The 12,542-nt window shown below is 72.3% G+C and carries 8 protein-coding genes and 2 pseudogenes; 5 read left to right on the top strand and 5 right to left on the bottom strand.

Annotated elements, in window-relative coordinates; translation table 11 throughout:
• Positions 1–6: 6 nt before the first annotated feature.
• Positions 7–951, bottom strand: a complete 945-nt coding sequence (locus RGU41_RS15750; RefSeq protein ID WP_322136811.1) for an NADP-dependent oxidoreductase — start codon at positions 949–951, stop codon at positions 7–9.
• Positions 952–1,090: 139 nt separating this feature from the next.
• Between RGU41_RS15750 and RGU41_RS15745 the strand changes: the two genes are divergently transcribed.
• The 4 genes and pseudogenes from RGU41_RS15745 (at position 1,091) to RGU41_RS15730 (ending at position 3,676) form a co-directional block, all read left to right on the top strand.
• Positions 1,091–2,110, top strand: a complete 1,020-nt coding sequence (locus RGU41_RS15745; RefSeq protein WP_134446184.1) for a LacI family DNA-binding transcriptional regulator — start codon at positions 1,091–1,093, stop codon at positions 2,108–2,110.
• 9 nt (positions 2,111–2,119) lie between these two features.
• Complete coding sequence (locus tag RGU41_RS15740) at positions 2,120–2,644, top strand: pyridoxamine 5'-phosphate oxidase family protein (RefSeq protein ID WP_322136810.1); 525 nt, start codon at positions 2,120–2,122, stop codon at positions 2,642–2,644.
• Positions 2,641–3,054, top strand: a pseudogene (locus RGU41_RS15735) (SDR family NAD(P)-dependent oxidoreductase); the annotation flags it as partial. The gene RGU41_RS15740 and the pseudogene RGU41_RS15735, both read left to right, overlap by 4 nt.
• A gap of 175 nt (positions 3,055–3,229) precedes the next feature.
• A complete protein-coding gene (locus tag RGU41_RS15730; protein ID WP_322137421.1) occupies positions 3,230–3,676 on the top strand; it encodes a hypothetical protein in 447 nt (148 codons plus the stop codon).
• A 60-nt stretch (positions 3,677–3,736) separates the two neighbouring features.
• Here RGU41_RS15730 and RGU41_RS15725 read toward each other — a convergent pair whose 3' ends face one another.
• On the bottom strand, positions 3,737–8,833 hold the full coding sequence (locus RGU41_RS15725; protein WP_322136809.1) for an SCO7613 C-terminal domain-containing membrane protein: 5,097 nt from the start codon (positions 8,831–8,833) through the stop codon (positions 3,737–3,739).
• A 228-nt stretch (positions 8,834–9,061) separates the two neighbouring features.
• Entirely contained in the window at positions 9,062–9,877 is an 816-nt protein-coding gene (locus RGU41_RS15720) for an alpha/beta fold hydrolase (RefSeq protein ID WP_134560373.1), read from the bottom strand.
• A gap of 81 nt (positions 9,878–9,958) precedes the next feature.
• Between RGU41_RS15720 and RGU41_RS15715 the strand changes: the two genes are divergently transcribed.
• The gene (locus tag RGU41_RS15715) at positions 9,959–10,936 is read left to right on the top strand and encodes an AEC family transporter (RefSeq protein WP_322136808.1); all 978 of its coding nucleotides are present in this window, start codon (positions 9,959–9,961) and stop codon (positions 10,934–10,936) included.
• Here RGU41_RS15715 and RGU41_RS15710 read toward each other — a convergent pair.
• On the bottom strand, positions 10,933–11,565 hold the full coding sequence (locus tag RGU41_RS15710; RefSeq protein ID WP_322136807.1) for an antibiotic biosynthesis monooxygenase: 633 nt from the start codon (positions 11,563–11,565) through the stop codon (positions 10,933–10,935). The two genes, RGU41_RS15715 and RGU41_RS15710, sit on opposite strands and share 4 nt — an antisense overlap.
• 40 nt (positions 11,566–11,605) lie before the next feature.
• A pseudogene (locus RGU41_RS15705) lies at positions 11,606–12,441 on the bottom strand (exodeoxyribonuclease III).
• Positions 12,442–12,542 lie beyond the last annotated feature (101 nt).

Here is a 12,542-nt window from a genome sequence, read left to right as displayed (position 1 = left end):
GGCGGGTCAGGGCAGCAGGACGATCTTGCCGCGCGGATGCCCGTGCTCGCTGAGCTCCTGGGCTGCGGCCGCCTCGGCGAGCGGGAAGACCGCCGCGATCTCGACATCGAACCGGCCGGCGGCCGCCAGCTCGGTTGCAAGTCGCAGGCCCGCCGCCCTGAGCTCGACCTGCTCCGGGGTGAGCGGAACCGGGCTGCCGCCTGACCAGGCCTGGATGCCGAGCTCCGCCGCCTTCCGGCCGACCACGATCGTGCCGATCCTGCTGCGGTCGGCGACGAGCGCGAAGGAAGCCTCGAGGGCCTCGTCGGTGCCCGCGGCATCCAGGACGACATCGACGCCCCGGGGAGCCACCGAACGGATGCGATCGACGAGACCGGGCCCGTACACAACCGGGATCGCGCCGAGTTCGGCCAGCCGGGCCTGGTTCGGCTCGCTCGCCGTCGCGATCACGGTCGCGCCGTCGAGCAGGGCGAACTGGATCGCGGCCTGTCCGACGCTGCCAGAACCGCCGTGGATGAGCAGGGTGTCCGCCGATCCCAGTCCGAGGGAGCGGAGCGCCTGGTAGGCCGTACCGGCCGGCACTCCGAGGGCCGCGGTCTCCGCCCAGCCGAGTCCGTCCGGCTTGCGAGTGAGCTGCGCTGGGGTCGCTGTCAGGTGGCTGGCATAGGCGCCAGCGGCGCCGAGCACGATCACGGCGTCCCCGACCGACCAGCCGGTCACGCCGGCGCCGACCTCGACGATCCGCCCGGCGGCGTCGGAGCCCGGCCGCCTCGGCGTCGTGATCGGGCCCGTCGGGCGGATGGCCCTGCGGATCTTCCAGTCGATCGGGTTCACGCCCGCCGCCCGGACCGCGACCACGACTTCGCCGGCGGATGCCCGGGGCTCGGCCACCTCGACCAGCTCGAGCACCTCGGGTCCGCCGAATTCGCTGTACTGAACGATCTGGGCCATGGGGTCTCCTCGAGTCGGTGGAGGGCGGAATGACAACCCCCTCCCGCATTTTGACACCTCTGCGCCTCCGCAATAGTCTGGGCATCAGCTTGGAAACGTTTCCACTTGACGCAGTCCCGGCAGGGCAGGGGGTGCAGTGATGGTCACGATCACCATCAAGGACGTTGCCGCGCTCGCCGGCGTCTCCGTCGCGACGACGTCCCGGGTGCTCTCCGGAAACCCTGCCACCTCGGCGGACGCCCGCTCCCGGGTGCAGGCGGCCGTCGCGGAGCTCGACTATCGGCCGAACGCCCAGGCCAGGGCGCTCCGGTCCACCCGCACGCACGCGATCGGCCTGCTGGTGCCGGATGTCCGGAACCCGTTCTTCGCGGACCTCGCCCACACGGTCGAGCAGGCTGCCCTCGTGCACGGCTTCGTGACGCTGCTCGGCAACGCGAACGAGCGGAAGGACCAGCAGGACCGGTACCTCGACAACCTGATCGCCCGGCGCGTCGACGGCATCATCGTCGCGCCGCTCGGTGACGGGAGCGGCAGCATCCGCTCGGTCGTCGGACGGGAGATCCCGGCCGTCTTCATCGACCGCACCATCGAGGGCATCGACCTGCCGAGCGTCACGACGGACAGCGACACCGGGATCCGGGAGGCGGTCGATCATCTCGCCGCGCTCGGGCACACCCGGATCGGCTACATTGCCGGGCCGCAGTCCACCTCGACCGGCCGTGAACGCTACGCGAGCTTCGTCCGGGCCGCCGGCGACCGGGGCCTCAGCCTCGACCCAGCGCTCATCGTCTTCGGCGACTTCCAGCCCGAGAGCGGCTCGGCCGCCGTGCGCACCCTGCTCGCACTCAATGAACCGCCGACCGCGCTTCTCGTCGCGGACAGCCCGATGGCCTTCGGCGCGATCGGCGCGATCCAGAAGCTCGGCCTCCGGATCGGCACCGACGTCGCCCTGGTCTCCTTCGACGACATCGACTGGCTCGCCCTGCTCGATCCGCCCGTGAGCGTCATCGCGCACAGTGTCGCGGACATGGGCCGGATCGCCGTCGACATGCTCAGGACCGTGATCGACGGCGGCACGCCGGAGTCCGTGCGCCTGCCCAGCCGGTTGATCATCCGGGGCTCCTCCGCGACCCCGGTCGATCCCAGTCGATCCCGCTAGGCTCTGCGCGTGACCGAATCCTTCCGTTCCCTGTTGCGCTCCCTGCCGGACTTCCCGGCCTCCCTCCCGCCCTTCGACGCGAAGGCCGCCGAGTCCGATCCCGCCCTGCTCTTCCAGGCCTGGCTTGCCGCCGCCCTCGCCGCCGGGGTGCCGCAGCCGCACGCCTTCAGCCTCGCCACGACGACCGCTGCCGGCCAGCCGTCCTCACGGATGCTCATCCTCAAGAACATCGACGAGGCCGGCTGGCACTTCGCGAGCTCCGCGACCTCGCGCAAGGGCCTCGAGCTCAGTGAGAACCCGAGCGCGGCGATGAACTTCTACTGGCCGCAGCTGGGCAGGCAGGTGCGCGTTGTCGGTTCGGTGATCGAGCTCTCGGCCCGGGCATCCGCGCAGGACTGGGACGAGCGCCCCGGCGCCGACGGCCGGCCCAACCCGAGCTGGCGGCTTTACGCGCTGCAGCCGAGCGAGATCGAGTTCTGGCAGGCGAGCGCCGACCGGAACCACGTGCGCTACCGGATCGAGCTGTCGAAATGACCACCGCTTCTCCGAAGAAGTCGCCGAAGAAGCCCGGCTGGACCGCCGCGGACATCCCCGACCTCCAAGGCCGTACGGTCATCGTCACGGGAGCGAACTCGGGGCTCGGATTCGTGACGGCGTCCGAGCTGGCCGGGCACGGGGCATCCGTCACCCTCGCCGTGCGTGATCTCGTCAGGGGCGAAGACGCAGCGCGGCGCATCCTGGCCGGGCTGCCGGCCGACCGGGCGGCGGATGCCGCGGTGCAGGTGCGCGAGCTCGATCTGTCCAGCCTCGCCTCGGTTCGGTCCTTCGCGAGTGCCTGGCTCGCCGAGCACCCCGAAGGACTCGACGTCCTCGTCAACAACGCGGGCGTGATGAACGTGCCGGAGCGCCGGACCGTCGACGGATTCGAACTGCAGTTCGGCACCAACCACCTCGGCCATTTCGCCCTCACCGGGCTGCTGCTGCCCGGCCTCCTCGCCCGCGCCGCGGCGGCCACCGCCCCGGACGCGGTCACCGGCCCGGACACCGGCCGGAAGGCCCGGGTCGTCACACTCTCCTCCGCACTGCACCGGCGCGGCCGGATGCGATTCGGACGACCTGATGGGCGCGCAGAAGTACAGGGCCTGGGCTGCCTACGGCCAGAGCAAGCTCGCCAACCTGCTCTTCACAAGCGAACTCCAGCGCCGGGCCCACGCGGCAGGGGCACCCCTGCTCGCCCTCGCCGCCCACCCCGGGTACGCCCGTACGAACCTGCAGTCCGTCGGCGCAACCATGCGCGGCAACAACAACGGCTTCGAACGCCGACTGACGGATCTCGCCAACCGGGTCCTCGCCCAGCCGGCCGAGATGGGGGCGCTGCCCACGCTCTACGCCGCGACCGAGCCGGGACTCGCCGGCAACACCTTCGTCGGGCCGGACGGCTTCGGCGAGCAGCACGGCCACCCGCATCCGGTCGGGCGGTCCGAACGGGCCGGCAACCACGCGGATGCCGTGCGCCTGTGGTCGGAAAGCGAACGCCTGACCGGGGTCACCTTCGATCTCGGCTGACAGCGCGCCCGCGTCACGGCAGGGGGCGGCGACACGCGACGGTGTCGCTGCGCTGACCCGTCAGCGGAGCGACGAGATGCCGAGCGCGATCTGCTTGAGAGCGCGGATCCGCTGCTCGTAGCGGGCAGCGAGCACGATCAGCAGGGTGCCGCCGATGCCGAGCCACAGCCACCAGGCGACGGCCTCGTAGGCCAGCGCGATCCACGGCCACAGCTGGGCGAGACCGTGCACGAGCAACACCACGGCGCCCAGCACGAACGGCGCCTGCAACCGCTGCCACAGGCCGGCCAGCAGCACGGCGACCGCGAGTACTCCGAGCCCGACGACCCGCCAGAGCGGGCTCTCGGTCACGTCGAGCAGGAGCGACGGACCGAGCAGCACGAAGAGGCCCGGTGCGAGCCACGGCCAGCTGCGCGCGGACGGCGTCGCCTCGAGGTGCAGCCAGCCGCTCGTGACGAGCGCGAGGGCGAGCGGAACGCTCACGATCTCGATCGGGTGCGGCACGCCGTGGCCATAGCCGGCGAGCACCGCGACTCCGCCGGCGGCGATGGCCAGCCACGCGACCCAGCGGCCGGCCCGGCCCGGGTCGAGCTGGAACACCGTGACGTGCACCGCGGAGAATGTCCAGGCGAGCAGCACGACGCGGATCGTCGCGAGAGGCGCATACCCGAGCGCGGCGACTTCGGCCCCGAGCACGCCGGCCATCGCCAGGATCACGAGACCGTAGCCGAGCGCCGACGTCGCGGCATCCGTGGCCGGCACCTGTCGCGGGCCGGTCCGCACCGGGCCGGGCGTCGAACCGGTGAAGCGGATGCCGTCGCGCGCATCGCCGTCGACCGGGCCAGTCGGTGGGTGGTCGCCGACGGCCGCGGCGAGACCGGCGACGGGGCCGCGGCGGGCCGCGGCCAGGAGGGCGATTCCGGTCGCGGCCACGAGCACAGCCGCGGGCAGGAGCCAGCCCTCGAGCCGGGAATCCGGCCCGGCCGGGACGGTGTCGAGGAGCGGGCTGACTCGGTTCAGGGCGGTGAGCAGCACGGCGACGAGTCCGGCGGAGACGGCCGGCCAGGCCAGCGGACGCCACGCCGGTGTCGCTGTGAGCGTGGCGCCGGCGATCGCGAGTGCGCCGCCGAAGGTGAGCACGAGGATCGGGCGGAGCAGGGACCCGTCCGGTGTCGGCGGGATCGTGGCGCTCGGGAGCACGGCGAGCAGGAGGCCGGCCTGGATCCAGAACCGGGTCGACCGGGCCGCGCCCGAGTCCGCGGCCGTGGCCGGGACGGGGCTGTGGAACTGGCCGGCGGCGAGGAGGCGCCCGCCGACGATCACGAGTCCGACCGGAACCGTCACGATCTCGAGCGGAACCGGGACACCGTGCAGGTATCCGCCGAGCAGTGCGACGCCGGCGCCGCCGAGGGCGGCCCAGGCGAGAGCGCGGCCCTCCCTGGTGCGGTCCCACCGGATCAGACCGACGTGCGCTGCCGCGCAGGCGAGGGCGAGCAGCACGACGCGCGGAGCGGCGAGCGGGGTCTCGTCGGGGGCCGCTGCGGCGAGGCTGAGGACCTCGGCGAGTGACCCGAAGGTGACGGCGACCGTGAGCAGGCCGTATCCGGTGCGCACGGCGAGCCTGGCCGTGAGGTGGGCGTCACCGGGACCCGAGGCGTCCCCGAGCATCCGTCGCCCGGAGCGTGCGCTGAGGATGCCGGCGACAACGAGAACCAGCAGTGCGGGCAGGAGCCAGGCCTCGATGAGGAGCCCTGCGTCTTCGGTGGAGCGGAGGAGCGCCACGATCCGGCCGCCGCTCGTCACGAGCAGCCCGAGGGTGCCGCTCGCCGCGGCCGCGGCGAGGTACCCGGACCGCGGCGGGGTCCAGCGCAGGGTGCATGCAGTGAGCAGCAGCGCGGCCGAGACGCCGGTGACCGCGAGCGGGCGGGCGAGCGGGCCGGTCCCGGCGACAAGCGCGACGGGCACGAGCGCGACGAGCAGCCCGGCGAGGGTGAGCCAAGCGGCGACCGGGCTCCCGGCCGTCCTGCGGTCGACCAGTCCGAAGCGGCGGATGAGCGCGGCCAGCACGAGCAGGATCGCCGCGACGGGCAGCACGTAGGGTTCCACGGCCTCGGTGCCTGACCGGGAGAGGCCGAGCCAGAGGCCCGCGATTCCGAGGCAGAGCGCCACCCAGCCGAGGTGCCGTCGCGCGGAGTGCGAGCCGAAGAGCCCGTCGGGGGTGATCGCGGCCAGGAGCGCGGCGAGGCCGGCGAGGAGGAGCGCGACCCAGCCGAGCGGGCGGCTCGTGGCGATCGCCGTGATCGTTGCCGGGCCGAGCACGAGCAGTGCGCCGACCTCGAGGGCGAGCCGGTCGGTGGGGCCGCGGGACACCGTCCCTGGCGACGTGCGTAGCGCGAGCGACCCGAGCGTGAGCCCGAGGGCGCAGCACAGGATGGCGGCGGCCGGCGCGGCCACGTCGGCGACGGTGGCGGGGGCATCCGCTGCCCGGAGCACGGCGCCGAACAGCAGGAACAGCACCGGGGCGATCGCGACGAGCGCGGTGAGCCGCTCGATGGGAGCGGCGGCGCGGTTGCCGCGGAGCGTGAGCCAGAGCACGGCGGCAGTGAGCAGCAGCACAGTGTGGATGATGCCCGCTGCCGGTTCGGGCTGCAGCAGGACGGCGCGACCGGTCGGGTCGAGGGCGGCGGCGAGGTCCCCGACGGGCAGGGCGAAGGCCAGGATCGTGGGGGCGAGCAGGGTCCGGAAGGCCCAGCGGCGCTCGGTGGGCTGCACCCAGCGGGGCAGCGGCACCGCGAAGAAAAGCTGGAGGAGCGCGGTCGCGAGGGTGAGGCCGCGCAGCTGGTCCACGAGCAGCACGGTCGCCGGCGGCCGGGCGCCGAGGGTGAGCGCCCACGGCGCGACGACGACGGCGAGCAGGGTGAGCAGGAGCGCGCCCGCCAGGAGCGCGCCGCGTCCCTGTTCCCGCCCGCTGTGCGCGGGGCGGTCGGGGGTTCCCGCGATGTGGGCTTCTTGGACGTTGCCGAGCAGGCCGCGGGCGACGACGAGCGCGAGGATGCCGGTGGCTGTGCCGATCCACCAGGTGTCCGACCGCGCCCAGCCGACCAGGAAACCGAGGGAGACGCTCACGATGACGAGGGTGAGCACGATGGGACGGAGGGAACCGAGCGGCAGCCGGTCGCGCTGGTGCGCGAGCAGGGCGAACAGCGCGCCGCCGCCGAGCAGCCCGAAGAGCAGGGTGACCAGCCATACCGAGCCGGGGAGCTGCCCCGCGAACGGGACCGCGAGCACGAGAGTAGCCGCGAAAACCGCCGCGACCAGGCGCGTGCGAGCGTGCAGCAGCCCCCCGGCGTGCCAGATGACGGCGGCCAGGGCGCCGGCTGCGACGAGGGCGCTGAGGGCCCAGAGACTGTTCGGGCCGACCGGGTTGTCCAGCTCGTCGAACCAGGAGAGGAGCGGGTTGAACGGCCTGCCCGGGTCGCTCGCGAACACAGTCAGGCCACGCACGAGCGCGACGCCGAGCGGCCACGCGGCGCTGGAGACCGTCGCGAGGGTGAAATAGCCCGCGGCGAGGGCCGCCGTCAGGGCCGCGACGCGCTCGGCGGTGCGCCGCGGACCGGCGGCGCGGTTGGACACGAGCTCCAAGCCGAGCGCGAGGGTGAGCGCGACCAGCAGGGGCGCCGTGACAAGGAGCGGGATGCTGGTGGTGCGGATCGCGACGATCAGGGCGATCAGGGCGAGCGCGAGGGCCGCGACGGCCGAACAGAAGCAGGCGAAGGCGAGCGAGCCTGCGCCCGGGCCGGCCGGGGCAGAGGCTGAGGCGACGGATTGGGCAGGGTCGGCCGGGGCCTGGGCCGGAGGTACCGCGCGCACCCCGAGGATCGTGACGGAGTGCACGGCGGCGACGAGCGCGACCGCGCCGAGCAGCCAGAGCGGGGAGAGTTCGCTGCCCGTCTCCACGAACGGGGCCGTTGCGAGGGCACCGAGCAGCGACACGACGGCGAAACCGAACACGATCGCCCGCTCGGGCGCCCGGTCGGCGCCTGGCCAACGACCGACCGGCGCGGCGGCGCCCTTCGGCGTCGACGCCCGGGTGAACCGGTGGATGAGCGCGCCGACGGATGCCCCGAGGCACGCGAGGTAGACCCGGGTCAGGTCGTCCTGGCCGACCGCCGCGGCGGAGACGAGCAGGCCGAGCCCGGGCGCGGCGGCCGCGAAGCCGGCGACACTCGCAACCCGCAGCCCGGATACGGCGTGCCAGCCGAGGAACAGCCCGGTGCACACGAGGAGCGTCACCCCCCAGTAGCCGTCGGACTCCGCCGCGCCGAGCCCGAAGAGGTCGTTCTGCCGGAGGGACCAGGCGTCGAGCAGCACGAGCACGACCGCGAGGGCGCCGATGCCCTCCGCCGTGACCCCGAGTCCGCGGCGCTTGAGCACCGCGGCCGTGACCAGCGCCCCGGCCGTGAATGCCCCGACGATGAGGGAACGCACGAGGAGCCCGGCGAAGATCCAGGCGACCGTGAGGAAGAAGATCGCGGCGACCGACACGAGCGTGACCCCGACCACGAGCAGCAGGATCTGCACGCTCGACCGTTTCGGCGGGAGCGAGGGGTCCCGCGGCGCAGGTGCGGCCTTCGGGAGTGCCTGCCGCGGCGGGGACTGGTGGGCCGGCGTGGACAGCGCCGGCGTGGACAGCGCGGGCGCTGATCGGGAGTGCGTCGGCGTCGCGTGCTCTGGCGGAACCGGCACCGATGGCGCGGTCGAAGCCCAAGCCGCGATCGGGACCACCAGGGGAGCAGTCGCCGGCGGTTGGGGGAGCCAGGACAGGGGAGGCGCCGGAGCCGGCGCGGTCGGCGTGTGCTGCACCTGTTGGGCGGCGGCCCGGGCCCGGGCGGCGTCGAAACGCAGGCGCCCGATCAGCGCCACGCGCCGGTCGAGCAGTTTCGCGGCATCCGTTGACACGGCCAGCAGCTCGGCGGCGACCGGATGCCGCAGGTCGAGCCCGCAGGACGGGCACCCGTATGGCGCGAGCGGGGTCTGGCAGGCCGGGCACAGGGTCGTGTCGGTCAGGTCGCGGAGCGAGCCGGGCCAGAGCACCGTGCCCGCGTGCTGCGCGAATGGATCGGGTGCGGCTGAATCGCCGCCGGCCGGGTCTGACATCGTTGCCCCTCGCTTGATGTGGACTGCCCCCACAGGTTAGCGTGTCGCCGCCCGCTGGCGGGATGCCCCGTTCGGCCTGTGGACAACCGCTCCCGTCTCCGCCCGCGCCCCCTATCGTTCCGCGAGAGCGGAGTTGTGGCCCCTAAACCAGCGTTTTAAGGGCCATAACTCCGCTCTCGCGGGAGTGCGAGCGGATGCTCCGGACGGGGCGGGGCGGGGCGACGGGGGCTAGAGGCCGTTCGAGGTGAGCCAGTCGAGGAGTACCCGCTCGAACTCGTCAGGGAGTTCGACGCTCGGCAGGTGCGCGGCGTCGCGGAAGGTGCAGCCGCTCGCGAAGGGCAGCGTCGACAGCAGGTACTCGTACTGGGCGAGCGCGGGCGTCACGTCGAACTCGCCGACCGTCACGAGCGCGGGAACCTCGATATCGATCACCCGGTTGCTCGCGGGCGGTTCGAGCGGGATCGGGATCGGGTTCTCCTCGGCGTGCACGACATTGACCCGGTTGAGCGCGTAGGCCGTCGACACGAACTCGGGATCGAGGGCCTTCTCGTCCCTGGTCGTGCCGATCGCCCACAGCGCGACCTCCAGCCGGGCGAGCCGGTGCCAGTCACGGGCGTCGAAGGCCTCGTCGAGTTCGTCGAACCGGGCGTCCTCGAGCTCGGTGAGCTCGACTTCGGGGAAACCGCTCGGGCCGGACCCGATCGTGACGAGCCCGGCGACCCTGTCCGGGCTCTCGAGGGCGATGTCGATCGCGATCGACCCTCCGCGCGAGCAGCCGACGAGGGTCGCGGACGCGATGCCGAGATGATCGAGCAGCGCGACGGCATCCGCCCGGTTGGAGAACGCGACGTTCTCGGTCGTGGTCTGCCCGAAGCCGCGCGCATCGAACCGCACCACGAAATGCCTGGCGGCGAGGGCTGCGACCTGGGGGTCCCACATGCGCAGGTTCGCGATGCCGGCGTGCAGCAGCAGGATCGCCGGCGACGACAGCGCACCTTCGGTCTCGTAGTACATCGACGCACCCGGAACGCTGAGATGAGGCATGCTTCGAGCGTACGGCTGTGGCGTGACCGCTGGCAAGACTCGCGCTCTCCTGCAGCAGAACTGTCCCCTAATCTGGGAGTAATGAGCGGCGTCCTGGTCGGGTTCTCCATCATCGGATTCGTGATCCTGGTGGGCTACCTCATCGAGCGTGCGGGGTTCGCTGGCCCGACGGCCGGGTTCGTGCTCAATCGGGTCGCCTTCTTCGTGGCGATGCCCGCGCTGATGTTCACCGTCCTGAGCCACACGGATGTCCGGGTGCTGTTCTCCTGGTTCCTCCTGACCACCCTGTGCACCGTCCTGGTCATCGTCGTGGTCTACCTCGCGGCCAGCCGGTTCCTCGTGCGCCGCAGGGCGATCGGTGGGAGCCGGCGCCGGGACCGCGTGGCGGAAACCGCGCTCGGCGTCGCGGGAGCCGGCTACGTCAACGCGAACAACATCGGCCTGCCCGTAGCGATCTACGTGCTCGGCAGTGCGCACTACGTCGCCCCGGTGCTCCTCCTGCAGCTGCTCGTCTTCGCGCCGATCCTGCTCGGCATCCTCGACGTCGCGACGAGCGGCCGGGTCTCGGTCCGGTCGATCCTGACCCAGCCGTTCCGGAACCCGCTGATCCTCGCCTCCCTGTCCGGTCTGATCGTGGCCGTGTTCCGGATCCCGATCCCGGACGCCGTGTTCGCACCCCTCGACATCCTCGGAGGGGCCGGTGTCCCGATGGTCCTTCTCTCGTTCGGCATGTCACTGCGCGGCGACCGGATCCTGCGACCCGGCTCAGGGAGGAAGCAGGTCGCGCTCGCGGCGACGCTCAAGGTGGCCGTGATGCCGGTCGTTGCCTGGGCCTTCGGCCGATTCGTCTTCGGGCTCGGCCCCGCAGAGCTGTTCGCCGTCGTGACAGTCGCAGCCCTGCCGACCGCGCAGAACGTCTTCAACTATGCGGCCCGGTACGACCGCGGCATGGTCGTCGCCCGCGACACCGTGCTCGTGAGCGCCGATCGCCGCCATCCCGGCGTTGCTCGTGATCGCGGCCCTGCTCGCGCCGGCCGCCTAGGCCTGCGGGTGGTCTAGACCTGTGGGCGGCGGTAGGCGGATGCCGGCGGCCGGGTCAGCCACGGGCGGAGCCACCGCGTGATCCACGGCATCACGAGCAGTGTCATCGTGGGCGCCATCACGAGGGTCGTCATCAGGATGCGGGGCACGATCGGGTAGCCGCCCCACTCGGGGATCGCGAGTGTGACGAGGAAGGTGAAGACCACGTTGGTCGGGAAGAAGCCGAGGCCGATCGCGACGGTCTGCTTCCACTGCGAGGGCTGGTAGATGCCCGAGTCCGCGCCCTCCTGCGGGGTGTCGAACCAGCCTTCGATGCCGGTGCGCTTCTGCACGCGGGCGTCGAGGATGTAGTCGACGCCCTGGGCGAGCCACTCGGCGCGCTCATCGGAGCCTTCCCAGGCATCCAGTGAATCGGAGTTGTCGAAACGGTAGAGCATGTGCCAGCTGAGCGAGTCCGCGCTCGTGCGCACCCAGCCGGAGCCGAGGAAGCCGGGGAACGCGCTCGCGAGGTCCATGCCCTGCTGGGCCCAGTGGGTCGCCTCGGCTATCCGGGTGGGTTGCACCCGGCGCGTGATGGAGACGGTGACGGAATCGGACGGCCCGGCCGCCGCCGGATTGCCGTCGTTCCCCGGCGATACGGAAGACATGCTTCCAGTATCCCCGACGGTCGCGTCATCCGGCGAGGGGTCAGAAGATCATCGGGCGGTCGTCGTCCTCGTCGTCGAGGGTGAGGTCGACGACGACGGGCACGTGGTCGCTCGGTGCGTCGCCCTTGCGTTCGTTCCGGTGGATGCTCGCGGCGGTGACGAGGTCGGTGAACGCCGGCGAGCCGAGGATGAAGTCGATGCGGAGGCCCTCGTTGCGCGGGAACCGCAGTTGCTTGTAGTCCCAGTAGGTGAAGCCCTCCGGAACGAGGGTGCGCACGGGGTCGGTCAGCCCTGCGGCGGCGAAGGCCTCGAAGGCGGCCCGTTCCGGCGGTGAGATGTGCGTCGACACCCCGGGGACCAGCGTCGGGTCGCCGACGTCGGAGTCGAGGGGGCCACGTTCCAGTCGCCCATCAGCGCGAGGGCGAGATCGGGGCGGGCGGCGAGTTCGGCGCGGGTGTGCTCGTCGAGCTTCGCGAGCCAGTCGAGCTTGTACGCGTAGTGCGGGTCGTCGAGCGCGCGCCCGTTCGGAACGTAGAGGCTCCAGAGCCGCAGGTCATTCACCGTGACCCCGAGCGCACGGGCCTCGAGCGGCAGCCCGGGGCCTTCCTGGCCTTTCAGGAAGCCGGGCATGCCGGGGAAGCTCGTTGCGACATCCGTCACGGGGTGCCTGCTCGCGAAGGCGACGCCGTTCCACTGGCTGAGGCCGTGGATGGCGAGCTCGTAGCCGGCCTCCTCGAAGACGTCGGAGGGGAACTGCTCCGGCTTGCACTTGATCTCCTGCATGGCGAGCACGTCGATGTCCTCGCGCACGAGCCAGTCGACGACACGGGCGGAGCGGGCTCGGATGGAGTTGACGTTCCAGGTGGCGATGCGCATGCGCCCAGCCTATTTGACGGATGCCGCAGGTCGCGTTGGCGCGCACCGCCCCCTGAGGTGTCGCAGATCGACGTTCGTTGCATGCGGGAACCTCGATCTGC

The organism is Cryobacterium sp. 10C3, assembly GCF_034314285.1.
Classification (GTDB): Bacteria; Actinomycetota; Actinomycetes; order Actinomycetales; family Microbacteriaceae; genus Cryobacterium; species Cryobacterium glucosi.
This window is presented reverse-complemented; position numbering and strand designations above follow the sequence as displayed.